Here is a 25955-nt window from a genome sequence, read left to right as displayed (position 1 = left end):
CACTCTTCCCCTCCCCCCCGCTCTCCCGAACTCCCAGCCGCCGCGCCCGCCGACCCGCCCCCGGCCGCCCGGGGGCAGCGCGAGGCCGTCGACGAGCGCGACGGCCTCGCGCCGGGTCCGCAGGTCGGGCCGCCCGACGGCGGCGGGGACGGACGGCCGCTCGGCGGGCTCCTGCCCGGTCACCTGCGCGGCGGAGGAGCCGGTCGCCGGGGTGACCGCGCCGGGGACGCCCGCCGGGGTGCCGGCGACGTCACCGTCCGGGTCGGCGACGCCGGGATCCGCGGGGGCGGGCGGCACATCCGGGACCGCCGCACCGGGCGCCCTCGCTGCCGGGTCCGGGACGCCGGCTGCCGCACCGGACGCGCCGCCGGCTGCCACCCCCGCGGCGCGGGCCGCCGCATCCGGGGCGGGAGCCGGGGCACCTGCGGCGGGGGCCGGGGCACCCGCCGTACCGGCGTCCGGCCCCGGCAGCCGCAGCGCCCGCCCGGCGACCACCAGCACCGTGTCCGCGCAGACCTCGGCGAGCGCGGCGTTCAACCCGCCCAGCAGGTCCCGGAACAGCCGCCCGGAGGCGGACCCGGGCACCACGCCCAGCCCCACCTCCGCCGACACCAGCACGACCGGCCCGGGCGCGCCGGCCACGGCGGCGACCAGGCCGTCCAGCAGCTCGTCGATCTCGGTGTGCGGCCCCGGCCGGTCCCAGGCGCCCGCGTCGTCGAGCACCCCGGCCAGCCAGGTACCGAGATCGTCGACGAGCACCGGGCCGGGGACGGCGAGCGCCGCGACGAGCGCGCCGCCGGAGACCTCCTCGGTCGTCCACGCCGCCGGGCGGCGGACGACGTGCGCGGCGATCCGGGCGTCCCACTCGGCGTCGCCGTCGGTCCGCCGCCCGGTCGCCAGGTACCGGACCGGCACCTCCCCGCCGAGCAGCTGCTCGGCGTAGCGCGACTTGCCCGACCGGGTGCCTCCGATGACGAGCGTTGCGTTCATGCCGCACATCGTGTCGCACCCGTCCGGCGCGGCATCCGGAAGGGGGCTCGTCAGAACTCCACGAGGTTGTCCCGGAATAGCGGGTGCGCACCCGGCCACGTCGCTGCAGGGCGGGGACGAGCCCGTCGCAGACCCGGCCGACGACGTCGCGGGACATCTCCCCGGAGACCAGGAAGCCATCGCCGCCGACCTCGTCCATCGCCGCGCACATCGCGTCGGCCACGGTGTCGGGGGGCCCGACGAGCTCGAGCGAGGAGATCGTCCAGCGCGCCGCGGCCTCGCGCAGGGTGGCGGCGTCGGCGGCGCCGCGCAGGAAGTCGGCCAGCGTGGACCGCTGCCCGTTGGTGGTGACCCGGGGGACCGGGCCGACCAGGTCGAAGCCGGAGAAGTCGTTCTCGGTGAGCGCGGACAGGTGCGCCCGCGCGGCCTCGGCGAGCACCGGCGCCACCACGAAAAGGATCTTGCAGCTGTCCGGGTCGCGGTCGGTCCGCTCCATCCAGGACCGGACGTCGTCGCGGTTGGCCTTCATCGCCTCGACCCCGGCGCCGAGGCGATGATCGTCTCGGCGTGCGCGGCGGGCGTACTCCCGGCCGCGCGGCGAGCCGCCCGAGCCACCACCCGCCGCGGGTGCGCCGCCAGCAGCCCTCGGGTGTGGAGGTGCTCGGCGGCCCGCACGATGTCGGCCGACGGCCCGCGCTCGACGACGGTCCCGCGGTGCATCACCGTGATCTCGTCGCACAGGAACGCGGTGGCCGGCAGCCCGTGCGAGACGAACACCAGGCCGGTGCCGCTGCCGACGCGCTGGTCGGCTCGTCGGTGATGACCAGCTCGGGGTGTCCGGCGTGGGCGAGCGCGAGCATCACCCGGTGGCGCATACCGCCGGACAGCTCGTAGGGCGGGCGCCGAGCACCCGCGCGGTGTCGGGCAGGCCGACCCGCACCAGCCAGTCGGCGGTCTGCTCGCGGGCCTGCGCCCGGATGCACCCGGTCGTCAGGGGTTGTCGCCGCGCTTGACCCGCGGCTTCGGCACCCGCATCCGGCGCGGCTGGGTGGCCCGGGAGAACGCGTACCAGCCGGTGCCGAGCCCGCGGATGTCCTCCTCCGGGAACTTCTCGCGGGCCTTGCGCAGCACCTGGTAGCCGAGCAGCGTGCCCTCGACGACCATCACCGCCAGCATCAGGAACGTGAACAGCGTGACGTACTGCTGGATGACCGGGTTCTGGATCAGCGCGGCGACCAGCACCAGCGCCGCCAGCGGCAGGAACAGCCCGATCACGTGCGGGCGGGAGTCGACGATGTCGCGCACGTAGGCGCGGACCTTGCCGCGGTCGCGGGGGAGCAGCACCCGGTCGTCGCCCGCGTCCATCCGGCGGCGGCGCTCCGCGGCCTTGGCCCGGCGGTCCTCCCTGGACGGGCGGTTGGCCTTGGCCAGCTTCGCGGCCTCGCGCTGGGTGCGCGGCGGGGGCGGGGCCGGCCCGCGGCGCTTGCTCTCGGCATCGCGGCGCTTGGGCGTCGCGCGGCCCTTGCCGGGTGTGGTGTGCGGGCGGGACCGGCCGTCCGCGCCCTCGTCCTCGGCGCCCTCGGCGACCGGGGTGTCGACCGCGGTCTGCCCGGCCTGGTCGGAGCTGTCGGAACGGCGCAGGAACCTCACACCTCTCACAATACGGGCCCGGGCTAGCCTCGCCCGCATGCGGATCGTGGTTGCCCCGGACTCCTTCGGCGGGACGCTGAGTGCGCTCGAGGCGGCGGAGGCGATCGCCGAGGGCTGGCGGAGATCGGTACCGGCGGCGGACCTGCGGCTGGTCCCGCTGGCCGACGGCGGGACCGGTTTCGTCGAGGTGCTGCACACCGCGCTCGGCGGCACCGTGCACGAGCTGGAGGTGACCGGCCCGCTCGGCGACCCGGTCCCGGGTTCCTGGCTGCAGGTCGGCGACACCGGCTACCTGGAGTGCGCCTCGGCGTGCGGGTTGCACCACGTGGCCCGGGCGGACCGGGTACCCGCGGTCGCCCGGACCGCCACCACCTACGGCGTCGGCGAGATGCTCGCCGACGCCCGCGACCGGGGCGTCCGGACGGCGGTCGTCGGGCTCGGCGGGTCCGCCACCACCGACGGCGGCGCCGGGATGCTCGCCGCGCTCGGCGCCGCGCCGGTCGACACCGACGGCCTCGCGCTGCCCCCGGGCGGCGCCGCGCTGGCCCTCTGCGACCGCCTCGACGGCCGCCCCGACCTGGGCGGGATGCAGCTCGTCGCGGCCTCCGACGTGGACAACCCGCTGCTCGGCGAGCACGGCGCCGCCGCGGTGTTCGGGCCGCAGAAGGGCGCCGACGCGGCCACCGTCGCCGAGCTGGACGCCGCGCTGGGCGTGTTCGCCGGGGTGCTGGCCGGGACGGCCGGGCGCGAGATCCGCGGCGACGCCGCGGGTGGTGCCGCCGGCGGGCTCGGTGCGGCACTGCTCGCGCTCGGCGCACGCGTCGAGTCCGGGGCCGGCCTGGTCCGGCGGCTGGTCGGGCTGGACGCCGAGCTGGACGCCGCCGCCGGGGCGGGCGGCCTGGCCGTCACCGGCGAGGGCAGCTTCGACTGGCAGTCGCTGCGCGGGAAGCTGATCACCGCGGTCGCCCGCGGCGCGGCGGACCGGGGGATCCCGTGCGTGGTGCTGGCCGGCCAGGTCAGCGTCGGGCGCCGGGAGGCCGGTGCGGCAGGCGTCGACGCGGCGCACGGCGTCGCCGACGAGCTCGGTCTGGACGCCTCGATGGCCGACCCGGCCGGGACGCTGGCCGAGCTCGCGTCCCGGGTCGCGCCGCAGTGGAACCGGTGACCGGGCGGGGCACGGTGACGGCCGCCACGTCCACCGTCGCCGAACGGGGGTTCGCCACCGGGCTGGACTCCCACCCGGCGTCGTAGTATTGACCTGAGGAAGAGCACCGCCGGGGGAACACGGCGGACCCGCACGTTGTTGGGAGAGCCATGACCGTCGAGAACGCAGTGAACGCCGGAAACGCCGCCACCGCGGAAGAGACCCACGGTGTGGAGCTCACGGAGTCCGCCGCCGTGAAGGCGCGCACCCTGCTCGAGCAGGAGGGGCGCGACGACATGCACCTGCGCATCGCCGTGCAGCCGGGTGGCTGTGCCGGGCTGCGCTACCAGCTCTTCTTCGACGACCGCTCGCTCGACGGCGACCTGTTCCGGGACTTCCAGGGCCTGAAGGTGGGCGTCGACCGGATGAGCGCGCCGTACCTGCAGGGCGCCACGATCGACTTCGTCGACACCATCGAGAAGCAGGGCTTCACCATCGACAACCCGAACGCCGGTGGCTCCTGCGCCTGCGGCGACAGCTTCAACTGAGGTCTGCGTCACCGGCGTATTGCCTGGTGAAAGGCACACCCGGGCCCCGTCAAGATCGCTTCGATCATGACGGGGCCCAGTTGCGTGACGTAGGGTCCCCTGCGTGCCTATTGCCGTGACGGGATCGATCGCCTCCGACAACCTGATGCACTTCCCGGGGAAGTTCTCCGAGCAGATCCTTGCCGAGCAGCTGGACCGGATCTCGGTCAGCTTCCTGGTCGACGACCTGACGGTCCGCCGGGGCGGGGTGGCCGGGAACATCGCCTTCGCGCTGGGCGTGCTGGGCCAGAGCCCGGTGCTCATCGGGGCGGTCGGAGCCGACTTCGCCGAGTACAGGAAGGTGCTGGAGGACCTGGGCGTGGACACGTCCGGCGTCTCCACCCACGACGACGTGCACACCGCGCGGTTCGTCTGCACCACCGACGACGACATGCGCCAGATCGCCTCCTTCTACACCGGCGCGATGGCCAAGTCGAAGGAGATCGAGCTGGCCCCGATCGCCGAGCGGGTCGGTGGGTTCGACCTGGTGCTGATCGGCGCCAGCGACCCGGAGGCGATGGTCCGGCACACCGACGAGTGCCGTGACCGTGGCTATCCGTTCCTCGCCGACCCCTCGCAGCAGCTCGCCCGGATGGAGGGCCCCGAGGTGCGCCGGCTCGTCGAGGGCGCCACCTACCTGGTCACCAACGACTACGAGTTCGAGCTGCTGATGAAGAAGACCGGCTGGACCGCCGAGGACGTCGGCGCGAAGGTCGGCACCCGGATCACCACCTTCGGCGAGAAGGGCGCGGTGATCGTCGAGTCCGGCGGCACCGAGACCTGGATCGACGTCGTCCCGCCGACCGAGCAGGTCGACCCGACCGGGGTCGGCGACGCCTGGCGCGCCGGGTTCCTCACCGCCGTCGCCGGTGGTCTGCCGCTGGAGCGCTCGGCGCAGCTGGGCGCGCTGATCGCGACCTACGTCCTGGAGTCCGACGGTCCGCAGGAGTGGACCTGGGACCGGGACGCGGCGCTGACCCGGCTGCGCGACACGTTCGGCGATCTCGCCGCCGACGAGCTCCGGGCCGTGCTGCCCGCCTGACCGTCCGCTCCCGTGACACCCCGGCCGGCGCCCGCGACCCGCGGACGCCGGCCGGTCCGCTGTCCGGGGGTGCGGCCCGGCCCGGGTGCGGGGACGGCGGCCGGGTGACCGCGGTCGCCGTGCTGCGCCGCGAGTACCTGCGCCTCGGCGGCGGCGAGCTCGCCGCCGCTGCCGTGTTCGCGGCGGTCCCGGTCGCCGGGCGCCTCGCGACCGGCCCGGCGCCGGCGCCGCGCTCGCCGGGCTGCTCGCGGTGCTGCTGCACGCCGGGACGTACTGGCTGCTCGCCCGCCGCACCGGTGGCTCGACGGGATCCGCCGCTGCAGGTCGCCGCGCCTGCGCCGCGACCTGCAGCGGGTCAGATCTTGACCGGGTAAGTGGGCGTCGGGACGTCCGGCACGATCCGGCGCTCGACGAAGATGCCGTGCCAGATCAGGAACACCAGCACCGCCCAGATCCGCCGGGAGTGGTCCACCGGACCCTCCCGGTGCGCGTCCAGCATGCGGTGCACGGCCTGCAGGTCGATCAGGTGCCCGGCACCGGAGTTCTGCAGGATGTCCCGGGCCCAGGCGTACATCTCGTCTCGCAGCCAGTGCCGGATCGGCACCGGGAAGCCCAGCTTCGGCCGGTTCAGCACGTGCGGCGGGATGATCCCCTCGCAGGCCCGGCGGAGCGCGTACTTCGTCGTGCCGTTCGAGCCGTGGGTGATCTTCTGCGACTGCGGCAGCGACGACGCGATGTCGAACACCTCGGGATCGAGGAACGGCACCCGCAGCTCCAGCGAGTGCGCCATCGTCATCTTGTCGGCCTTGACCAGGATGTCGCCGCGCAGCCAGGTGAACAGGTCCACGTGCTGCATCCGGGCGACCGGGTCCCAGTCGTGGCTGGCGAAGTAGTGCGGCGCCGTGACGTCCTGGTGCGACACCCGCGGGTCGTAGCCGCGCAGCACCTCGTGCAGCTGGTCGTCGCGGAAGATCCGCGCGTTGCCGTAGTAGCGCTGTTCCAGGCTCAGCGAGCCGCGGCGCAGCAGGTCCTTGCCGCGCATGCCCTCCGGCATCCGCCGCGACGCCCGGCGCATGATCGGCCGCAGCGTGCCGGGGACCTTCTCGAACGGCGCCAGCGACAGCGGCTCCCGGTAGATCGAGTACCCGCCGAACAGCTCGTCGGCGCCCTCGCCGGACAGCACGACCTTGACGTGCTCGCGGGCCTCCCGCGCGATGAACCACAGCGGGACCAGCGCCGGATCGGCCACCGGGTCGTCGAGGTACCAGATGATGAGCGGCAGCGACTCCATCATCTCGTCCGGCTTGACCGTCCGGACCACGTGCCGGACGCCGATCGCCGCGGCCGACTCCGCGGCCACGTCGACCTCGGAGTAGCCCTCGCGCTCGAACCCGGTGGTGAACGTGATCAGGTTCGGGTTGTGCTCCTTGGCGAGCGCCGCGATCGCGGTCGAGTCGATGCCGCCGGAGAGGAACGCGCCGACGGTCACGTCGGCGCGCATGTGCTTGGCCACCGAGTCGCGCAGCACGTCGGCGATCTCGCCGTGCACGATCGCCTCGGCCTCGGCGCTCGCCGGGGCGTGGCTGGGCAGCGAGATGAACTTCGGCGCGAAGTAGCGCTGGTGCAACGGCTCCTCGCCGGGGCGGACGGTCACGTGCGTGCCGGACTCCACCCGGGAGATCATCCGGTGCAGCGACATCGGCTCCGGCACGTACTGCAGGGTCAGGTAGTGCTGCAGCGCGGCGGGCTCCAGGTCCAGCCCGATGCCCAGCTCGCCGGCCAGCGCGAGCAGCGACTTCTTCTCGCTGGCGAACGCGGTGCCGGTCGCGGTCGTCGCCAGGAACAGCGGCTTGATGCCGAACGGGTCGCGGGCGAGGAACATCTCGCGCTCGACGGCGTCCCAGATGGCGAACGCGAACATCCCGCGCAGCCGCTGCACGGCGTCCGGGCCCCAGTAGTGGAACGCGGCCACGATGACCTCGCCGTCGCCCTCGGTGGCGAACGCGGCGTCGTAGGTCTCGATCAGCTCCTCACGGAGCTCGAGGTAGTTGTAGATCTCGCCGTTGAAGACGATCGTGTACCGGGTGTCCTCGCCGGGCACCGGCCCCCAGTGCAGGGGCTGGTGCGAGTGGTCGACGTCGATGATGGACAGCCGATTGAACCCCAGTACGAGATCGTGGTCGTTCCACGTCGCGCTCTCGTCGGGGCCGCGATGCCGCGCACAGCGCAGCGCGTCGGCGATCGGCTCGACCCGGTTGGCGGCGTCCGCCCCGGCGGTCAGCAGTCCCAGCAGTCCGCACACGAAAGTCAGTATGACGAGTCATCCGGACGCGTCGTGCGCGCCCCGGGGCGAAGCGGCCTTTTTCCTGCGAGACTGCCTGATTCCGCACGCCCGGGTGATCCCGCGCAACGACCCCGGAGGACGCGCGGCGGGCGGCCTTCGTCTAGTCTCTACGCGAGGTCGAAGACGGTGCTCCATTCGAGTGGGGCGGAGCCCGTCGCGGCCGTTCCCGTGGTGACGGCAAGGCAGGAAAGAACGTGCTGGCAGTGCGGCTGACGCAGGAGACGACAGGAAGGCGGCGCGCAGTGGCCCGAACGGAAGGCCGCTCCCGGATCGCCCGGGCGGCGAAGGTCGGCCTGCTGGGTGTGCTGGCGGCGCCGGTGCTGTCCGGCTGCTCGGTGGAGGAGGTCATCCGGTTCGGATGGCCGGTCGGGGTCACCCCCGAGGCCGAGGCCATGCGGAACCTCTGGACCTGGTCCGCGATCGCCGCGCTCGTCGTCGGCGTCATCACCTGGGGCGTCATGTTCTGGGCGATGATCTTCCACCGGAAGCGCAAGGACGACGACGGCTCGCTGCCGCGCCAGACGCAGTACAACCTCCCGGTCGAGCTGGTCTTCACCGCCATCCCGACGGTCATCGTCGCGGTGCTGTTCGGCTTTACCGTGAACGTGCAGAACTACGTCGACAAGGACGAGGCCACCGCCGGCGGCCCGGCCGACGTCCGCGTCGACATCGTCGGCTTCCAGTGGAACTGGGAGTTCTCCTACCCCGACGAGGTCGGGCCGGACGGGCAGCCGGTGAGCACGCTGGGCACCAGCGACGTCATCCCGATCATGGTGCTGCCGACCGACCGCTCGATCGAGTTCACCCAGCGCTCGCCCGACGTGATCCACTCGTTCTGGGTGCCGGAGTTCCTGTTCAAGCGCGACGTCTTCCCGTTCCCGGAGCGCAACGACCAGGACAACACCTACGTGATCGACAACATCGACACCGAGGGCGCGTTCGTCGGCCGGTGCGCCGAGCTCTGCGGCACCTACCACTCGCAGATGAACTTCGAGGTGCGCGCGCTGCAGCCCGCCCTCTACGACCGGTACATCCAGCTCCGCAAGGAGACGAACCCGGTCACCGGCCGGCCGTACAACGCCGGTGAGGCGCTGCAGGAGCTGAACTGCGGCGAGTGGTGCGCCCCCGAGGCGATCACGACGACGCCGTTCCCGACCGACCGTGGCCAGCTGGCCGCGCAGGCCACGGGCTGAGGGGAGAACGACTCATGAAGATCGAGTCCCGGATCTTCGAGATCTGCACCGGGTTCTTCGTCATCGCCGCGCTGGTGTACATGTTCCTCACCCAGGAGGTCGTGGGCACGACGGCGCTCTGGCTGACCGCCGGCCTGTCGCTGATCATCGGCACCTACTTCCGGTTCGTCTCGCGCCGGCTGGAGGAGCGGCCCGAGGACAACCCGGAGGCCGAGGTCTCCGACGGCGCAGGCGACGTCGGCTTCTTCTCCCCGGGCAGCTACTGGCCGCTGGGTATCGCGGCCGCCGCGGCGCTCACCGCCATCGGGCTCGCCTTCTGGTACCCATGGCTGGTCACCGTTGGCGTGACCCTGATCCTGATCGCGGTGGGAGGGCTCGTCTTCGAGTACCACCGGGGTGTCGCACACCACTGATCCCGTTCCATCGAACGCCCCGCCCGGCACCCCCGGGCGGGGCGTTCGTCGTTCCGCGGCCCGGCCCGGCTCCTCGACCTGCGCCGCCCCGACCTGCGCCGCCCGGCCCCGCCCCGCGCCGCGCCGAGGCCCCGCTCCGCGAGCCCGGCCGGGTCAGGCCCGGGCGGCCTTCCCCAGCGCATCCCGGGCGATGATCACCTGCTGGATCTGGCTGGTGCCCTCGTAGATCCGGAACAGCCGGGCGTCGCGGAAGGACCGCTCGACGGCGACCCCGCGCATGTACCCCGCACCACCGTGCACCTGGACGGCCCGATCGGCGACCCGCCCCACCATCTCCGAGCAGAAGTACTTCGCCGTGGCGGGGCCGGAGACTTTGTCGGACCCGTCGTCGAAGCTGCGGGCCGCGTCGAGGACGAGGCCGCGGCCGGCCCGGGCGTCGGTCACCGAGTCCGCGACGAGACCCTGGACCAGCTGGAACCGGGCGATCGGCCGGCCGCCCTGCTCCCGGGTGCGCGCGAACTCGACGGTCTCGTGGACCAGCCGGTCGGCCATCCCGACGCACACCGCGGCGATGTGCAGCCGTCCGTGGGCCAGGCAGCGGGCGGCGGTGAGGAAGCCGCTGTCGATCCCGTCGGTGCCGCCGACGACGGCGTCGAACGGGACGCGGACGTCGTCGAGATGGACGTCGGCGGTCCAGGCCCCGAACTGGCCCATCTTGTGGTCCTTCGGTCCGACCGTCAGGCCCGGGGTGTCGCGCGGCACCAGGAAGGTCGAGATGCCGCGGTTGCCGGGGGCGTCCGGGTCGGTCCGGGCGAACACCATGATCACGTCGGCGACCGGGGCGTTGGTGATGTAGCGCTTCGAGCCGTTGAGCACCCAGGAGACGCCGTCCCGGACGGCGCGGGTGGTCAGCGACGAGGGATCGGACCCGGCGTCGGCCTCGGTCAGCCCGAACGACGCGGTCACCTCGCCCGAGGCCAGCCGCGGCAGCCACCGCTGCTTCTGCTCCTCGGTGCCGCCCTCCAGCAGGACGTGCCCGGCGATGCCGGTGTTGGTGCCGAACAGCGAGCGCAGCGCGGGCGTCGTCCAGCCGAGCTCGAAGGCCATCCGGACCTCCTCCGACGCGCTCAGCCCCAGGCCGCCGTACTGCTCGGGGATGGTGAACCCGTAGAGCCCCATCTCCTTGCACTGGGCGACGATCCGCGCGGGGACCTCGTCCTCGGCATCGATCGTCTCCTCCAGCGGCACCACCTCGGTGCGGATGAAGTCGCGAACCGAGTCCAGCACGTCCTGCAGGTCGGAGGGGTCCACCGGAAGATCCTCGCTCTCACGTCGGCGCCGTCGCGCGCCCAGCTCATCACGTCACACCCGGCATCGCGAGCGCATCGCCGCGCGCCGCCTATTCTCGACGCGCACCACCCGAACCGGAGGGGGCCGCGATGCCCGAGACCACCCGCGCGCCGGGGAACGACCCGGCGGCCGCCGGTGACCCGGTGGCCGGGCCGGAGCGGGTGCCCCCGGGCGGTCCGCTCGATCCGCACCTGGTCCGGGCGGCGGACGGCCGGGGCATCGGCGGGATGCGCGAGCACGTGTTCCGGGACGGTCCGCTGCACCTGCCGCAGGCGATGCACTGGCCGTCCGGCTGGCCCGGCCGGACCCGGCTCGGCGCACAGATGGCGTACCTGCTGGCCGGGCTCCCGCTGGCCGTGGTCAGCGGGCTGGTGGTGATCATCGGGCTGGTGCTCGGCGCCGGGACGTTCGTCATCTGGATCGGGATCCCGATCACCGTCGGCACGCTGGCCGCGGCCCGCGGCTTCGCCGAGCTGGAGCGCCGCGCCACCGAGGCGGCCACCGGGCTGCCGCTGCCACCGCACCACTACCGGCCCAACCGCGGCCGGCGGCTGATGGGCCGGCTGTTCCGCGCGCTTGTCGACCCGCAGAGCTGGCGGGACGTCGCGCACGCGGTCATCGCGCTGCCGGTCCGCGCGGTGACCGCGGCCGTTGCGCTGGTCTGGTCGGTGGCCGGCCTGGGCGGGCTGCTCTACGTGTTCTGGCAGTGGTCGATCCCGCGCGGCAGCGAGGACTGGACCCTGTTCCGGTCGGTGACCGGGGTGCACTCCGGCGTCGGGGACATCGCGCTGAACACCGGCCTCGGCGTGCTGCTGCTGGTCACCCTGCCGACTGTGGTGCGCTGGCTGACCGACGTGCGTGCCCTGCTGGCCCGCGGCCTGCTGACCAACCAGACCGCGGCACTGCGCGCGCGGGCGCAGGCGCTGGCCTCCGGCCGGCGGGCGGCGGTCGCCGCGGAGGCGCAGACGCTGCGCCGGCTGGAGCGGGACATCCACGACGGGCCGCAGCAGCGGCTGGTGCGGCTCGGCATGGATCTCGAGTCGGCGGTGCGGCGGCTCGACGACGATCCCGAACGCGCCCGGCCGCTGCTGCACGAGGCCCTCGAGCAGACCCGCGAGGCGCTGTCCGAGCTGCGCGCGCTGTCCCGCGGCATCGCCCCGCCGATCCTCGCCGACCGCGGCCTGGGCCCGGCGCTGGCCGCCGCGGCCGGCCGCTGCCCGGTGCCGGTCGACCTCGACGTCGAGCTGGACCCGGGCGCCCGGTTGCCGGCACTCGTCGAGAACACGGCGTACTTCGTGGTGTCCGAGGCGCTGACCAACATCGCCAAGCACGCCGGTGCCTCCGCGGTCACGGTGACCGTCACCGTCGACGACACGGTCCTGCGGGTGGTGGTCCGCGACGACGGCCGCGGCGGCGCCCACCCGGGCAAGGGGCACGGGCTGGCCGGTCTCGCCGACCGGCTGGAGATCGTCGAGGGCAGCCTGGACGTGCACAGCCCGCCGGGCGGGCCGACGGTGCTCACCGCCGAGGTCCCGGTCGCCGGGCTGGGGGAGGGGTGAGCGCTCCGCGGCGCACCGGCGAGGATGCACGCATGACGATGCGCGTTGTCCTCGCCGAGGACTCGATGCTCCTGCGGGAGGGGCTGGTCCGGCTGCTGGAGGAGGCGGGTGCGACGGTGCTCGCCGCGGTCGGTGACGGGGCCGCGCTGGTCGAGGTGGTGGCCGAGCACCGCCCGGAGGTGGCGGTGGTGGACGTGCGGATGCCGCCGTCGTTCACCGACGAGGGGCTGCGCGCGGCGCTGGAGATCCGCAGCCAGTACCCGGAGATCGGGATCCTGGTGCTCTCCCAGTACGTGGAGGAGTCCTACGCCACCGACCTGCTGGAGGCCGGCGGCGGCGTCGGTTACCTGCTCAAGGACCGGGTGTCCAAGCTCGCCGACCTGTCCGACGCGCTCACCCGGGTCGCCGCAGGCGGCACCGTGCTCGATCCGGAGGTGGTGTCGGCGCTGCTCACCCGGCGCCGCCGCCGCGACCCGCTGGCGGAGCTGTCGCCGCGCGAGCGCGAGGTGCTGGAGCTGATGGCCCAGGGCCGCACCAACACCGCCATCGGACGGCTGATGGTGATCACCCAGGGCGCCGTCGAGAAGCACATCTCATCGATCTTCACCAAGCTCGGGCTGCCCCCGTCGTCGGACGACCACCGGCGGGTGATGGCGGTGCTGACCTGGCTGGAAGGGTGAGGCGGATCAGCCGGTGAACCGCCCGGTGACGCTCGCCCGGTCGATCAGGCGCTGCAGCTCGGCGGCGTGGGTGGCGACCCGCGCGTGGTAGTTCGGGGTTGCCGGGTCCGGGTCGGGGCCCCAGGCGTTCACCCCCGCCAGCCGGCCGCTGACGACGACCGGTGCTCCGCTGTCGGTCGGCCGGTACGGGGGGTTGGGCACGCCTGGTCCGGGTGCCGGGGTCCCGGCCGCGCAGAGGTAGTCGGCACGGTCGTACACGTAGCCGTGCCGGACCGGGACGGGGAACGTCAACCGGACCGCCCGGGCGATGGCGGCGCACTCCCGGTCGTCGAGCACGACGACCGGTGACTGCCAGAGCACCGGCAGGTCCGCCGGATCCACCCGCCACCCGTAGAAGACGGCGGCCGCGCCGGGGGTGGCGTCACCGGCCGTGTCGAGCGGCAGCGTCGGCTGTGCCAACGGCTCGGCGAGGAGCACCATCCCGAGGTCGGGTGCCGCGGCCACCGGGCCGGACAGCCCGCCGAGGAGCCGGTTCCCGTCGAACGCACCGGGCACCTCCCACAGGTCGGCCGCCGGGACCTCCACACCGTCGCGGGTCCGCAGATCTGTCCGACCGGCGATCACCGTCAGGTCCGCCGGCTCCCGGTTCATCACACAGTGCGACGCCGTGACGACGACCGACGGCGCGACCAGCGTTCCCACGCAGTGCTTGACCGGAGGATCGGCGGCGGACGCGAGCGCCACCACCCACGGCGCCCGCTCGGTGCTGACGGCGCCGTGCCCCGGCACCGGTGGCGGCTCGGCCCGCGGCCGGTAGTTCCATGCCACGAACCCGGCGAGCAGCACGAGCACGGCGAGCAGCGGGTAGGGCCATCGTCGGCTCCGCGAGGTCACCGAGCCGTTGTAGCGGACTCAGTGGACCGCGCGCAGGTCCAGGTCGAGTGTGGACGGCCCGTCCGGGGTCACGACGACCGGGATGCCCCAGTCCTGCTGGTAGCGGTGGCAGGCGGCGAACGTGGCGGAGGTGCCGTCCGGCGCGGCGTCGCAGGCCGCGGCGGCGACCGCGACCTGCAGCACCCCGGACCCGACCGCGGGATCGAGCTCGAGGGTCCGGACGAGGCCGGTCGCGGTGCCGGTGCCGGCGCGCAGCAGCCCGGGCGGGTCGGCGGCCACGGTCAGCGACGTCGGGTCGCCGAACCGGTCGTCGAGATGCTGACCGGCGGGTGGGGTGAACCCGATCCGCAGGCTGACGCCGGCGGCCAGCGGCGTCGGGACCCGGCGCACCCGGTGCGCGTCCCCGGCGACCGGCGACCCGGCGGGAATCGGCAGCCGGACCAGCCGGTGCGCCGCCGACTCGACGACGACCAGGGTGTCGCCGTCGACCAGCAGGTCCGACGGCTCGGCGAGGCCGTCGGCGAGGGTGCTGACGGTGCCGCGGTCCGGATCGAAGCGGCGTACGGCGCCGTTGTAGGTGTCGGCGACGGCGACCGAGCCGTCGGGCAGCACGGTGACGCCGAGCGGGTGCTGCAGCAGCGCCTCGGCGGCCGGCCCGTCCCGGTGCCCGAAGTCGAACAGGCCCAGCCCGACGGCGGTGCCCACCTGCGGCCCGGTGACCGGCTCGGCCGACACCCGGCGCAGCGCCGACACCTCGGAGTCGGCGACCCACAGCGTGCCGTCCGGCCCGGTGGCGAGCCCGCTCGGCTGGGCCAGGAACGCCTCGTCGAACGCGCCGTCGCGCAGGCCCTCGTTGGTGGTGCCGGCGAGCACGGTCGCGGCCCCGGTGCCCGGGTCGACGGTCCACAGCTGGTGCGAGCCCGCCATCGCGACGACCACCCGGCCGTCGTCCCACAGCGCCAGGTCCCACGGCGACGACAGCTGTGCGGCGCCCGATCCGGGCGGGATCCGCTCGCGCAGCTGCTCGCCGGTCCCGGCGAGCGTGGAGATGGTGCCCGCGGCCAGCGACAGCGACCGGACGGCGTGGTTCACGGTGTCGGCGACCAGCACGGTGTCACCGTCGGGCAGCACGAGCAGCCCCTGCGGCTCGGCGAACCGCGCGTCCGCGGCCGGTCCGTCGCGCAGCCCGCGGGTCCCGTCGCCGAACCGGCGCCGCTCGGTGACCAGGTCGTCGGCCAGGTCGACGAGCTGGTGGTGCGCGCTGTCGGACACCAGGAACCCGCCGTCCGGGAGCCGGGTCACCTTCCCGGGGAAGCGCAGCGCCGTGGCCGGGGCGGGCGGCGGCAGGTACGGGTCGTCGCCGCGGCGCAGCCGGTCGCCGTGCTCGGCGATCAGCTCCCGGACCAGGGCGGCCAGGCCGGGGCCGTGCCCCTCACCGGCCATCCGGGCGACGACGAACCCCTCCGGATCGACGACGGCCAGCGTCGGCCAGGCGCGGGCGGCGTAGGCGTCCCAGGTGGTCAGCTCCGGATCGTCGAGCACCGGATGGGCCACGCCGTAGCGTTCGACCGCCGCCTCGACGGCCGCCGGATCGGCCTCGTGCAGGAACTTCGGCGAGTGCACGCCGATCACGGTGAGCACGTCGCCGAACTCGTGCTCGACGGCGCGCAGCTCGTCGAGCGCGTGCAGGCAGTTGACGCAGCAGAAGGTCCAGAAGTCCAGCACGACGATCCGGCCGCGGAGCCCGGCCAGGGTCAGCTCCCGGCCGCCGGTGTTCAGCCACCGCCGCCCGCGCAGCTCCGGCGCGCGTACCCGCATCCGCTCGGTCACGATCATGACAACGCCGGTGCGGCGCGCGCGTGTTCCGCGTCCCGGGGCCGGTGGCATGATCTCGGCGTGCCGGACGACTCGGATGCCGCCCTGCTGTTCGTCGACCGCGGCCTGGTCCGGGCCGAGCATGGCCCGCCGGACCGGGCGGCACAGCATCGCGCCGTCGCGCTGGCCGGATGGACCCGACGGCTGCGGTTCGCGGTGCCTGTGGTCGCCGTGGCGGCGGTGCTCGGTGCGTTCCTCGGCACCGGCCCGGCGCTCGCCGGGGCGGCGCTGGTGCTGCTGACGCTGGTGGGGTTGCTGCTGGTGGCGCGGCGGGCGCAGGTCGCGCACGCGGTCGCCGGGCTGCCGGTGCCGATCGAGAACGTCGCCGAGGTCGCGAAGGCGATGCGTGCGGTCGGCGCGATGACCCGGGTGCTCGCCACCGACCGCCGGTGGCGCCGCTCGGACTCGGCGGGGGAGGCGACCGGGGTGCTGCGGACCTGGTCCCGGGGCGCGGACGCGCTGCGCGGCGCCTGGGTGCGCGACGACGTCGTCGAGTGGATCGAGACCGCCCGCGAGCTCGCCGCGACCCGGTCGCGGGCCGAGGCGGTCACCCGGGCCCTGGACCCGCCCGCCGACGAGGAGCGGTACCCGGAGGGCTGAACCACCCGGCCGGGCCGGCGAGGAGTCAGACCTCCGCGGCCCGGCGCGCCGTCACCGCGGCCAGCACCGCCACCCCGGCGAACGCCAGCCCGGCCCCCAGCGCCCAGCCGGCGAGCACGTCGGACAGCCAGTGCACGCCCAGGTAGATCCGGGTGATCCCGACCGCCGCCACCCACAGCACCGCGAACCCGGAGAGCAGCGCGCGGCCCCGGGCCGCGCACCGCGGCCACAGCACGAGCACCAGCACGGTCCAGGCGGCGGCCGCCATCGCCGCGTGCCCGGACGGCAGCGACTCGTTCGCCACCGCCATCACCTGCAGCTCCTCCGGCGGCCGGGGCCGGTCCAGGACCCGCTTCAGCGCGCTGAACACGACGCTGGTCAGCAGCGGGACGATCGCCACGCACAGCCCCTCGGCCCGGAACCCCTGCCAGGCCAGCGCGCCGCCGACCACCAGTGCGAGGCCCGCGCTCGCGGCGGTGTTGCCGATCTCGGTCACGACCAGCGCGGTCGCGGTCGCCGCCGGGCGCCGCTCGTCGGCCAGCCCGACCGCGGTGCCGACGTCCCGGCCGGCCAGCGCGCCGGAGCTCGCGACGGCCATCAGCGCCACCGCCGCCGCGAGCAGGACCAGCGCGACGACCGCGAGCCGGCGGACGTCGCGGGCCGGGGCGGCCGGGCTCACCGCCCGCGCCACGCCCGGTACTGGCCGATCAGCGCGGCGGTGGACGGGTCCAGGCCGGCCTCCTGCGCCGACGGCGGCTCGGCCGCGGACAGCGCGGGCCCGAACTGCCTGGCCATCACCTTCCCGAGCTCCACGCCCCACTGGTCGAAGGAGTCGATGCCCCAGATCGTGCCCTCGACGAACGTGACGTGCTCGTAGAACGCGATCAGCTGGCCGAGCACGGCCGGGGTCAGCTTCGCGGCGAGGATCGTCGAGGTCGGCCGGTTGCCGGGCATCACCTTGTGCGGCACCACGTCGGCCGGTGTGCCCTCGGCGGCGATCTCCTCGGCGGTCTTGCCGAACGCCAGCGCCGCGGTCTGCGCGAACAGGTTCGCCATGAACAGGTCGTGCATGTCCCCCGGGTCGCTGTCCTCGCCGGGGAGCGCGTGGTGCGGCTGCGCGAAGCCGATGAAGTCGGCGGGCACGATCCGGGTGCCCTGGTGCAGGAGCTGGTAGAACGCGTGCTGGCCGTTGGTGCCGGGCTCGCCCCAGAAGATCTCGCCGGTGACGGTGCTGACCGGGGTGCCGTCGCCGCGGACGGACTTGCCGTTGGACTCCATCGTCAGCTGCTGCAGGTAGGCGGGCAGCCGGTGCAGGTACTGGCTGTAGGGGAGCACCGCGCGGGTCTCGGCGCCGAAGAAGTTCGTGTACCAGATGCCGAGCATCCCGGCGATGACCGGCAGGTTCTCCTCCGGCGGGGTGGTCCGGAAGTGCACGTCCATGGCGTGCATCCCGGCCAGGAACCCGGCGAAGTGCTCCTTGCCGATGGCGCACATCAGGGAGAGCCCGATCGCGGAGTCCAGCGAGTACCGGCCGCCGACCCAGTCCCAGAAGCCGAACATGTTGTCGGTGGAGATGCCGAAGCCGGCGACCTTCTCGGCGTTGGTGGACACCGCGACGAAGTGCTGGGCGATCGCCTTCCCGTCGTCGGTGCCGAGCCCGTCGAGCAGCCAGGACCGGGCGTTGCGGGCGTTGGTCAGCGTCTCCTGGGTGGTGAACGTCTTGGACGACACCACGAACAGCGTGGTCGCCGGGTCGAGCCCGGTCAGCGCCTCGGTCAGGTCGGTGGGGTCGATGTTGGACACGAACCGGCACTCGATATCGCGCCGGGCGTAGTCGCGCAGGGCCTCGTAGGCCATCACCGGGCCGAGATCGGAGCCGCCGATGCCGATGTTGACGACGGTGCGGATCGGCTTGCCGGTGAACCCGGTCCACGCGCCGGACCGGACCGCGTCGGTGAACCCGCCCATCCGGTCGAGCACCGCGTGCACGTCGGCGACGACGTCCTGGCCGTCGACGACCAGCGTCGCCCCCCGGGGGAGCCGCAGGGCGGTGTGCAGCACGGCGCGGTTCTCCGAGGTGTTGACCCGCTCCCCGGTGAACATCGCCTCGGTGCGCTCGCGGAGCCCGGCGGCCCGCGCGAGCGCGCCCAGCAGCCGGACCGTCTCCCGGGTGATCCGGTGCTTGGAGTAGTCGAGGAGCAGGTCGGCGCCGCGCGCGGTCAGCGCGGCGGCCCGGCCCGGGTCGTCGGCGAACAACGCCCGCAGGTGGCGGGGCTCGACCTCCGCCGCGTGCTCGGTCAGCGCGGTCCACTCCGGAGTGGCGGTGATGTCGATGCTCGTGTCGGACACGGGTCCATCATTCCGCAGTGAGGATCGGGCAGCGCGCCGACACGAGCGAGCCGCAGTATCGGACGGTGCTGCAGGACGGTGCTGCAGGACGGTGCTGTCGGACGGGGGTACCGGCGACGGTCCGCACAGGTCCGGTCGCGCTGGGCCGCCCGGGGGTACCGCCCGTCGCGGACGGCGCCGTCCGCGACGGGCGGTACCGCACGGGCGACCGGCTGCCGGGTGCCGGAAACGGTCCGTGATGCCGCCCCAAGTTACCCGAGAGTACTGCAGCAGACGAGTGACCGGCCGCCGTCACTGTATACGTTCCGTGCCTGTGACCAGCAGCGATGCGGAACCGCCCGGGCCGCTCGGCGGCGTCCGGACCGGTCGTGGCGCCGGATCGCCCGGTCGTGGCGGGCGCCGCACGACGAGGTGTGAGTGCAACGACACTCGTCGCGCGATGCGGTCAGCTCGTCGCGCAGAGTCGCTGGACCGGGTGGCGCAAGGCAGTTGATCTCCTAGGCTCTTGTGCATTCAGTGATCATCGTGTCACCCGACGTGATCATGCCCGCACCCTGGAGGCACCGTGTACCGCTCCCTGACCGGCACCCCGCGCGACGTCGTCCTGCTCGTCGGCCGTGTCCTGCTCGCCTACATCCTGGTGATGCACGCCTGGAAGAAGGTCGACGCCGGCCTGTTCGACACGGCAGCGGTGTTCAGCAAGTTCGGCATCCCGCTGGCCATCGCGGCGGCCTCGTTCACGATCGTCGTCGAGCTGGTGCTGTCCGCCTCGCTGCTGCTCGGCCTGCGGATGGTCGTGCCGTCGGCGCTGATGGTGTTCGTGATGGCGGGCGCGATCTACTTCGTGCACGGCCAGCACGGCCTGTTCATGGCCGACAACGGGTGGGCGCTGGTCGGCGTGATCATCTGCGGGCTGCTCGCCTTCATGGTCTCCGGCCCGGGCCGGTTCAGCGCGGACGAGCTGCTCGCGAAGCACGCCGAGCGCCGGATCGAGCAGACCCAGGCCATCCCGCGGCAGACCGTCTCGGTCTGAGCACGCCGGACCTCCCGGCCCGTCCGCGCACCCCGACGCCGGACGGGCCGGTGAACCGCCACCCGCCCGCACCCCGACGCCACGGGGTGCGGGCGGTCGCGCATCTGGATCGCGACCGCCCGGCGCGCCGCACTACCCTCGCGCCGTGCCCTCCCCACCGGCCCCGCCCGAGCGGGGCCTGCGTCATGTCACGGCGATCCGCTACGTGCTCCCGCTGCGCGAGGGCGGATCGCTGCCCGGCCTGATGGAGGCCGACGATCTCGGCAGCTACGCGGTCAAGTTCACCGGCGCGGGCCAGGGCCGGGCGGTGCTGGTCAACGAGATCGTCGCGGGGGAGCTGGCCCGCGCGCTCGGCCTGCCGGTCCCGGAGATCGCCACGATCACCGTCGACGGCGGCCTCGGCCGCTCCGAGCCGGACCAGGAGGTCCAGGAGCTGCTCCGGCGCTCCGCCGGGCTGAACCTGGCGATCGACTTCCTGCCCGGGGCGCTCGACCTGGACCCGCTGGCGTTCGACGTCGGCCCCGGGTTCGCCGGGCGGGTGCTGTGGTTCGACGCGCTGGTCGGCAACGTCGACCGGTCCTGGCGGAACTCGAACATGCTGCTGTGGCACCGCAGCCCGTACCTGATCGACCACGGCGCGACGCTGACCTTCGCCCACGACTGGGGCTCGGTGGCCCGGTTCCCGACCCGGCCGTTCGACGCGGGTGACCACGTGCTGCTCGGCGCGCACCCGGACCTGGCCGCCGCCGACACCGCGCTCGCCCCGCTGGTCACCGCCGAGCTGCTCGACGGCGTGCTGGCGCTGGTGCCCGACGAGTGGCTGGACGGCACCGACGGGTTCGGCTCGCCGGACGCGGTCCGGGCCGGCTACCGCGGCGCCCTGCTCGACCGGGTCGCGCAGCGCTCCGCCTGGCTGCCGGGGGTGGCCGGGGCGGTCGCGGCCGGCCGGCCGCGACCGGTGCAGCGGGAGCCCCGGCACCCGTCGTGGCTGCGGATCGGCGGGGCCGGCCGGTGAGCGGTCCGGTCGGCTACGAGTACGCGCTGCTGCGGGTGGTCCCGCGGATCGAGCGCGGCGAGACGATGAACGCCGGGGTGCTGTTGTACTGCCGCCCGCACGACGCCCTGGTGGTCCGGGTCGAGCTGGACCGGGCCCGGCTCGCCGCGCTGGACCCGCACTGCGACGCCGACGCCGTCGACGACCTGCTCGCGACGATCGCGGCGGTCGCCTCGGTGCCCGAACCGCCGCGCTCGGACCGGCACGCCACCGGGGCGCTCGCCGCCCGCGGCCCGGGCGCGGGGGAGGACATCGGGCGCCGGTTCCGCAGGCTGACGACGGCGCGCAGCACCATCGTCGCCCCCGGCCCGGTGCACGCCGGCCTCACCACGGACCCGGCGGCGGAGGCCGATCGGCTGCTCGACCGGCTGGTCCGCCCGCCGGGCCCGCCGCGCGGCTGACCCGGCCATCTCGGCGGAGTGGGGCCACGATCGGTGCGAGTCCCGCGGGTTGCCGGTACGGCTGGTTCCACGTTGCCGGGTCGCGGCGTAACGTGCCGGGCGCGCCGGGTGATCACGCGTGCTCCGCACGGATGCGTCACACTCCTCGTGCGATCCACCCGCCCGATCCACAGACCAGCGCGACACCCGGGGGAGACGACGATGTCCGAGGACGACCGGACCCGTGAGATGAGCCGGGATCCCCACCCCCCGCGCCGGCCGGCCGTGCAGGCGGGCCGGCTGTGGGCCGGCGGCGTCGCGACCGCGGTGATCGCCGCGCTGATCGCGATGGTCGGGTTCCTGATCGTGCGGGTGCTGCTGCAGATCCCGTACCTGGCGCCGATCGAGGGCGACATCATCGGCGGCTGGGACGGCGCCGTCCAGCTCGCGATCGCCGCCGCGCTGGCCGCGCTGGCGGCGACCGGGCTCGCCCAGCTGCTGCTGGTCGCGGTGCCCAGCCCGATGGCGTACTTCGGCTGGATCGCGGGCCTGCTCACCGCGGTGGCCACGGTCTACCCGCTGGCGTTCTCCACCGGGCCGCTCACCGTCCGGATCGCCACCGGCGTCATCCACCTGGTGATCGGCATGGCGATCATCAGCCTGGTCACGACGACCGTGACCAGCGCGTCCACCCGGACCTGAGCCGGCTCAGGCGACCGGCTCCTGCACCTCGCTGCGGGCCTCGCCGAGCCGGACCGGCAGGCTGCGGTAGCCGCGCAGCACCCGGGTCCCGCGCAGCTCCGCCGGCCCGTCGGAGCGCAGGTCCGGATAGCGGTCGAACAGGGCCCGCAGGCCGACCTCGCCCTCCATCTTGGCCAGCGCGGCGCCCAGGCAGTAGTGAATGCCCTGGCTGAACGCGACGTGCCGGTCGGCGTTCTCCCGGCCGACGTCGAACCGCTCGGGATCGGTGAACACCGCCGGATCCCGGTTGGCCCCGCCGAGCTGGGTCAGCACCAGCGCACCCCGCTTGACCGGGAAGCCGCACACCTCGGTGTCCCGGGCGGCGACCCGGCCGGTGCGCTGCACCGGGGAGTCGAAGCGCAGGATCTCGTCGACGGCGTTCGGCCAGAGCGACGGATCGGCGCGCAGCCGCTCCAGCTGGTCGGGATGGGCCAGCAGCAGGCGGGTGCCGTTGCCGATCAGGTTCACCGTGGTCTCGAACCCGGCGGCGAGCAGCAGCAGCGCCAGCGACACCAGCTCGTCGTGGGTGAGCCGGCCCTCCTCCTCGTCGTAGGCCTGGACCAGCGAGGACAGGATGCTGTCGTTCGGGTTCCGGCGCAGGTACTGGAAGTGCCCGTCCATCCAGTCGGCGAGCGCGTCGATGTCCTTCTCCGAGCGCCGGAACATCGGGTAGGTCAGGCCCATGTCGAGCGAATAGGCCCCGCCCTCGCCCCAGCGCAGGAAGTCCTCGCGCATGGACAGCGGCGCACCGAGCATCTCGGCGATCACGGTGGCGGGCAGCAGCGAGGCGTACTGCGCCACGACATCGGCCCGCCGGAGCGTGCCGGTGCCGGCCCGTCCGGACTCCATGTCGTCGAGCAGGCCGGCCGCGACCTCCTCGGTGCGGCCGCGCAGCCGGGTGATCGCCTTCGCGCTGAACGAGCGGGTGACCAGCTTGCGGATCCGGTTGTGGTCCGGCGGGTCGATCGCGAGCAGCGACGGCGGCTCGGCCGGTCCCAGCGGCCAGCTCCCACCGGCCCGCAGTGCCGCCTTGAGCAGCCCGGGTGCGTTCTCCGGCATCCGCAGGCCGACGCAGAAATCGGGGCTGCGCAGCACCTCGGTGGTGATCTCGTGGTCGACGGTGGTCCAGCTCAGCGCCGAGCGCACCAGTCGGCCCTGCGTCCGCAGGGCCTCGTAGTGCGGGTACGGGTCGCGCACCGCGTCCGGTTCGATGATCATCCGGGCGCCCAGGTCACCCCTGGCGGCCTGCCGGGACACCTCCCGCCGCACCGCCCCGTGCCGCAGCACCCACCGGATCCAGCGCCGCGCCCCGCGCGATCCCGCCATGCCGACCTCCCGCGTCGTGTCCTCGTCGTCGAGCTCGGGATCGAGGCTACCGGCAGTAAGCTACTCGCGGTAAGGAACTTTCGGCCATCCCGGTCCGATCCGGGCCGGCCCGGCGGGTACTACTGGTGACGTGCCAGCCCACAACGGTCCGCGCCTGCTCGCGGTGAGCGACCTGCACGTCCGTCACGCCGAGAACCGGACGATCACCGACGCGCTCGCCCCGGCGCACCCGGACGACTGGCTGATCGTCGCGGGCGACGTCGACGAGCGCATCGAGGGCGTCGCCGGCACCCTGGCCGCGCTGCGCGAGCGGTTCGCCACGGTGCTCTGGACGCCCGGCAACCACGAGCTCTGGACCCGGGCCAGGAACGCCCGCGCCGAGGAGGTCGAGCAGCTCGCCGGCGTCGCCCGCTACGACGAGCTGGTCCGCCGCTGCCGCGAGATCGGCGTGCACACCCCGGAGGACGCGTACCCGGTGTGGGACGGGCCGGGCGGGCCGGCCGTCGTCGCGCCGTTGTTCGTGCCCTACGACTACTCGTTCCTGCCGGCCGGCACGTCCACCTCGGCCGAGGGGCTGGCCGCCGCGTACGCGGCCGGGGTGGTGTGCACCGATGAGCACCTGATGTATCCCGACCCGTACCCGACCCGGGAGGCGTGGAGCGTCGCCCGGGTGGCGACCACGACGGCCCGGCTCGACGGGCTCGACGAGGACCTCCCGACCGTGCTGGTCAACCACTGGCCGCTGGTCCGCGAGCCCTGCGACGTGCTGCACCATCCCGAGTTCGCGCTGTGGTGCGGCACCACGGCGACCGCCGACTGGCACCGGCGCTACCGGGCGAAGGTCGTCGTGCACGGGCACCTGCACATCCCGCGGACGGTGACCGTCGACGGCGTCCCGTTCGTCGAGGTCTCGCTCGGCTACCCGCGCGAGTGGCGGCGGCACTCCGAGCGGATCGGCGGTCACTTCCCGGACCTGTTGCCGCGCATCGTGTTACCTTCATCATAATAAGGTAAGGCTTACCTCATCTACGCTCGTGGTCGTCGACCCCGAGGAGAACGATGAACGCGCTGCGCGTCGCGGTGGTGGGTGCCGGCCCGGCCGGGATCTACGCCGCCGACACCCTGATCAAGTCCGACGCCGAGGTGGCGGTGGACCTGTTCGAGAAGCTCCCCGCGCCGTTCGGCCTGGTGCGCTACGGCGTCGCCCCGGACCATCCGCGGATCAAGCAGATCGTGCACGCCCTGCACCGGGTGCTGGACAACCCGGCGGTCCGGCTGTTCGGCAACGTGCACTACGGCACCGATCTCACCCTGGACGACCTGCGCGAGCACTACGACGCGGTGATCGTCGCGACCGGCTGCGAACGCGACCGCGACCTGGACGTCCCCGGCATCGACCTGCCCGGCAGCCACGGCGCCGCCGAGTTCGTGCAGTGGTACGACGGCCATCCCGACGTCGGTCGGGAGTGGACCCTCGACGCGTCGTCGGTCGCCGTGATCGGCGCCGGCAACGTCGCGCTCGACGTCGCCCGGGTGCTCGCCAAGTCCGCCGAGGACATGCTCTCCACCGAGATCCCGGACTCTGTGCACGCCGGTCTCGCCGTCAATCCGGCGACCGACGTGCACGTGTTCGCCCGGCGCGGTCTCGCGCAGGCCAAGTTCAGCCCGATGGAGCTGCGCGAGCTCGATCACGTGCCCGGCCTGGAGGTGGTCGTCGATCCGGAGGACGTCGAGTTCGACGACGGCTCGATGGCCGACATCCGCGCCACCAAGCACGTCCAGATGGTGGTGAAGATCCTGCAGGACTGGGCGATCCGCGACCGCCGCGGCGATCCGCGCCGGGTGCACCTGCACTTCTTCGCGCGGCCGGACCGGGTGCTCGGCACCGACCGGGTGACCGGTCTGCGGGTCGAGCGCACCGAGTACACCGGCGACGGATCCGTGCGCGGGACCGGGGTGTACACCGAGTACCCGGTCGGTGCGGTATACCGGGCCGTGGGCTACACCGGGTCCGAGCTCGCCGGGCTGCCGTTCGACGCCGCGCGCGGCGTCGTCCCGCACGAGGCCGGCCGGGTCGCCGGCCATCCGGGCGTCTATGCCGTCGGCTGGATCAAGCGCGGCCCGGTCGGGCTGATCGGGCACACCAAGGGCTGCGCCTCGGAGACCGTCGGCAGCCTGCTGGCCGACGCCGACGGTCTGCCCCGCGCCGCGCAGCGCGATCCGGAGGCGGTCGACGCGCTGCTGGCCGGGCGCGGCGTCCCGTTCACCACCTGGGACGGCTGGCTCACCCTGGACAAGCACGAGCGCGGGCTGGGCGAGGCCCGCGGTCGCGAGCGGATCAAGGTGATCCCGCGCGAGGAGATGACGGAGATCAGCCGGGCCGGCTGATCCCGGGCAGGACCACCCGGTGCGAGACCGGGCTCAGGGACGGGCGGCCGCGGAACCCCGCGGCCGCCCGTCCGGCCGTGCTCAGCGCTTGCGCTCACCGAACCGGCGACGGAACTTCTCGACCTGCCCGGCGGCGTCGAGCACCCGGGTGTTGCCGGTCCAGAACGGGTGCGACGCCGCGGTGATGTCGACCCGGACCAGCGGGTAGGAGTTGCCGTCGGACCACTCGACGGTCTCCCGGGACGTCTCGGTGGACCGGGTCAGGAACCGGTCGCCGGTCGACATGTCCTGGTAGACGACCGGACCGTACGAGGGGTGGATGCCGGGCTTCACGGGGTTCCTCCTGCGTCGACGACTGCTACC

26 protein-coding genes are annotated in these 25955 nt (G+C 74.0%); 14 read left to right on the top strand and 12 right to left on the bottom strand.

Annotated elements, in window-relative coordinates:
* The 4 genes from ABZ881_RS28105 to ABZ881_RS28090 all read right to left on the bottom strand — a co-directional run.
* On the bottom strand, positions 1–990 hold a 990-nt coding region (locus ABZ881_RS28105; protein ID WP_358488689.1), incomplete at its 3' end, for a bifunctional adenosylcobinamide kinase/adenosylcobinamide-phosphate guanylyltransferase.
* A 525-nt stretch (positions 991–1515) separates the two neighbouring features.
* Complete coding sequence (locus tag ABZ881_RS28100) at positions 1516–1767, bottom strand: hypothetical protein (RefSeq protein WP_358488692.1); 252 nt, start codon at positions 1765–1767, stop codon at positions 1516–1518.
* On the bottom strand, positions 1710–1973 hold the full coding sequence (locus ABZ881_RS28095; protein ID WP_358488688.1) for an ATP-binding cassette domain-containing protein: 264 nt from the start codon (positions 1971–1973) through the stop codon (positions 1710–1712). The genes ABZ881_RS28100 and ABZ881_RS28095 overlap by 58 nt, the downstream gene beginning before the upstream one ends.
* Before the next feature lie 7 nt (positions 1974–1980).
* Positions 1981–2640, bottom strand: a complete 660-nt coding sequence (locus tag ABZ881_RS28090; RefSeq protein WP_358488687.1) for a DUF3043 domain-containing protein — start codon at positions 2638–2640, stop codon at positions 1981–1983.
* A gap of 37 nt (positions 2641–2677) precedes the next feature.
* Here ABZ881_RS28090 and ABZ881_RS28085 point away from each other — a divergent pair, with 37 nt between their 5' ends.
* The 3 genes from ABZ881_RS28085 (at position 2678) to ABZ881_RS28075 (ending at position 5413) form a co-directional block, all read left to right on the top strand.
* Entirely contained in the window at positions 2678–3805 is a 1128-nt protein-coding gene (locus ABZ881_RS28085; RefSeq protein ID WP_358488686.1) for a glycerate kinase, read from the top strand.
* Positions 3806–3954: 149 nt separating this feature from the next.
* Positions 3955–4332: an iron-sulfur cluster assembly accessory protein gene (locus tag ABZ881_RS28080; RefSeq protein ID WP_344023405.1), complete on the top strand. Its 378-nt coding sequence runs from the start codon at positions 3955–3957 to the stop codon at positions 4330–4332.
* Between the two features lie 145 nt (positions 4333–4477).
* Positions 4478–5413, top strand: a complete 936-nt coding sequence (locus ABZ881_RS28075; protein WP_344023449.1) for a carbohydrate kinase family protein — start codon at positions 4478–4480, stop codon at positions 5411–5413.
* A 355-nt stretch (positions 5414–5768) separates the two neighbouring features.
* Here ABZ881_RS28075 and asnB read toward each other — a convergent pair whose 3' ends face one another.
* The gene (asnB, locus tag ABZ881_RS28070) at positions 5769–7715 is read right to left on the bottom strand and encodes an asparagine synthase (glutamine-hydrolyzing) (protein ID WP_344023400.1); all 1947 of its coding nucleotides are present in this window, start codon (positions 7713–7715) and stop codon (positions 5769–5771) included.
* A gap of 284 nt (positions 7716–7999) precedes the next feature.
* On the opposite strand from asnB, the gene ABZ881_RS28065 reads away from it, so the two are divergent.
* Together ABZ881_RS28065 and ABZ881_RS28060 are read left to right on the top strand one after the other, a co-directional pair.
* Complete coding sequence (locus tag ABZ881_RS28065; protein WP_344023398.1) at positions 8000–8950, top strand: cytochrome c oxidase subunit II; 951 nt, start codon at positions 8000–8002, stop codon at positions 8948–8950.
* Positions 8951–8964: 14 nt separating this feature from the next.
* Positions 8965–9363, top strand: a complete 399-nt coding sequence (locus ABZ881_RS28060) for a cytochrome c oxidase subunit 4 (RefSeq protein ID WP_358488685.1) — start codon at positions 8965–8967, stop codon at positions 9361–9363.
* A gap of 153 nt (positions 9364–9516) precedes the next feature.
* Here ABZ881_RS28060 and ABZ881_RS28055 read toward each other — a convergent pair whose 3' ends face one another.
* Positions 9517–10674, bottom strand: a complete 1158-nt coding sequence (locus ABZ881_RS28055) for an acyl-CoA dehydrogenase family protein (RefSeq protein WP_358488684.1) — start codon at positions 10672–10674, stop codon at positions 9517–9519.
* Positions 10675–10802: 128 nt separating this feature from the next.
* Here ABZ881_RS28055 and ABZ881_RS28050 point away from each other — a divergent pair, with 128 nt between their 5' ends.
* On the top strand, positions 10803–12272 hold the full coding sequence (locus tag ABZ881_RS28050) for a sensor domain-containing protein (RefSeq protein ID WP_344023390.1): 1470 nt from the start codon (positions 10803–10805) through the stop codon (positions 12270–12272).
* Between the two features lie 38 nt (positions 12273–12310).
* The gene (locus tag ABZ881_RS28045) at positions 12311–12952 is read left to right on the top strand and encodes a response regulator transcription factor (RefSeq protein WP_358488691.1); all 642 of its coding nucleotides are present in this window, start codon (positions 12311–12313) and stop codon (positions 12950–12952) included.
* 6 nt (positions 12953–12958) lie between these two features.
* Here the strand turns inward: ABZ881_RS28045 and ABZ881_RS28040 are convergent, their stop codons facing one another.
* Both ABZ881_RS28040 and ABZ881_RS28035 read right to left on the bottom strand, forming a co-directional pair.
* Complete coding sequence (locus ABZ881_RS28040) at positions 12959–13846, bottom strand: trypsin-like serine protease (protein WP_358488683.1); 888 nt, start codon at positions 13844–13846, stop codon at positions 12959–12961.
* 18 nt (positions 13847–13864) lie between these two features.
* Entirely contained in the window at positions 13865–15682 is a 1818-nt protein-coding gene (locus ABZ881_RS28035; protein ID WP_358488682.1) for an NHL domain-containing thioredoxin family protein, read from the bottom strand.
* 60 nt (positions 15683–15742) lie between these two features.
* Between ABZ881_RS28035 and ABZ881_RS28030 the strand changes: the two genes are divergently transcribed.
* Positions 15743–16321, top strand: coding sequence for a hypothetical protein (locus tag ABZ881_RS28030; protein WP_358488681.1), 579 nt, complete (start codon positions 15743–15745; stop codon positions 16319–16321).
* A 25-nt stretch (positions 16322–16346) separates the two neighbouring features.
* Here ABZ881_RS28030 and ABZ881_RS28025 read toward each other — a convergent pair whose 3' ends face one another.
* Together ABZ881_RS28025 and pgi are read right to left on the bottom strand one after the other, a co-directional pair.
* Complete coding sequence (locus ABZ881_RS28025; RefSeq protein WP_358488680.1) at positions 16347–17012, bottom strand: phosphatase PAP2 family protein; 666 nt, start codon at positions 17010–17012, stop codon at positions 16347–16349.
* The gene (gene pgi / locus ABZ881_RS28020; RefSeq protein ID WP_358488679.1) at positions 16997–18670 is read right to left on the bottom strand and encodes a glucose-6-phosphate isomerase; all 1674 of its coding nucleotides are present in this window, start codon (positions 18668–18670) and stop codon (positions 16997–16999) included. Before pgi ends, ABZ881_RS28025 begins: the two co-directional genes overlap by 16 nt.
* Before the next feature lie 565 nt (positions 18671–19235).
* On the opposite strand from pgi, the gene ABZ881_RS28015 reads away from it, so the two are divergent.
* From ABZ881_RS28015 to ABZ881_RS28000, 4 genes are all read left to right on the top strand, one after another.
* On the top strand, positions 19236–19703 hold the full coding sequence (locus ABZ881_RS28015; protein ID WP_358488678.1) for a DoxX family protein: 468 nt from the start codon (positions 19236–19238) through the stop codon (positions 19701–19703).
* Between the two features lie 145 nt (positions 19704–19848).
* Positions 19849–20718: a HipA family kinase gene (locus tag ABZ881_RS28010; protein WP_358488677.1), complete on the top strand. Its 870-nt coding sequence runs from the start codon at positions 19849–19851 to the stop codon at positions 20716–20718.
* On the top strand, positions 20715–21158 hold the full coding sequence (locus ABZ881_RS28005) for a DUF3037 domain-containing protein (RefSeq protein WP_344023379.1): 444 nt from the start codon (positions 20715–20717) through the stop codon (positions 21156–21158). The genes ABZ881_RS28010 and ABZ881_RS28005 overlap by 4 nt, the downstream gene beginning before the upstream one ends.
* A gap of 201 nt (positions 21159–21359) precedes the next feature.
* Positions 21360–21839, top strand: coding sequence for a DUF6069 family protein (locus ABZ881_RS28000; RefSeq protein WP_358488676.1), 480 nt, complete (start codon positions 21360–21362; stop codon positions 21837–21839).
* A gap of 6 nt (positions 21840–21845) precedes the next feature.
* Here the strand turns inward: ABZ881_RS28000 and ABZ881_RS27995 are convergent, their stop codons facing one another.
* Positions 21846–23204, bottom strand: coding sequence for a cytochrome P450 (locus tag ABZ881_RS27995; protein ID WP_358488675.1), 1359 nt, complete (start codon positions 23202–23204; stop codon positions 21846–21848).
* A gap of 130 nt (positions 23205–23334) precedes the next feature.
* Between ABZ881_RS27995 and ABZ881_RS27990 the strand changes: the two genes are divergently transcribed.
* A complete protein-coding gene (locus ABZ881_RS27990) occupies positions 23335–24210 on the top strand; it encodes a metallophosphoesterase (protein WP_358488674.1) in 876 nt (291 codons plus the stop codon).
* Between the two features lie 53 nt (positions 24211–24263).
* A complete protein-coding gene (locus ABZ881_RS27985) occupies positions 24264–25592 on the top strand; it encodes an FAD-dependent oxidoreductase (RefSeq protein ID WP_358488673.1) in 1329 nt (442 codons plus the stop codon).
* Positions 25593–25673: 81 nt separating this feature from the next.
* Here the strand turns inward: ABZ881_RS27985 and ABZ881_RS27980 are convergent, their stop codons facing one another.
* The gene (locus tag ABZ881_RS27980) at positions 25674–25925 is read right to left on the bottom strand and encodes a type B 50S ribosomal protein L31 (protein WP_358488672.1); all 252 of its coding nucleotides are present in this window, start codon (positions 25923–25925) and stop codon (positions 25674–25676) included.
* Between the last annotated feature and the right edge of the window lie 30 nt (positions 25926–25955).

The organism is Pseudonocardia sp. NPDC046786, assembly GCF_040645415.1.
GTDB classification, from domain to species: Bacteria; Actinomycetota; Actinomycetes; order Mycobacteriales; family Pseudonocardiaceae; genus Pseudonocardia; species Pseudonocardia kongjuensis.
Note: the sequence above shows the minus strand (reverse complement) of the source record. Positions and strands in the feature narration are given on the sequence as shown.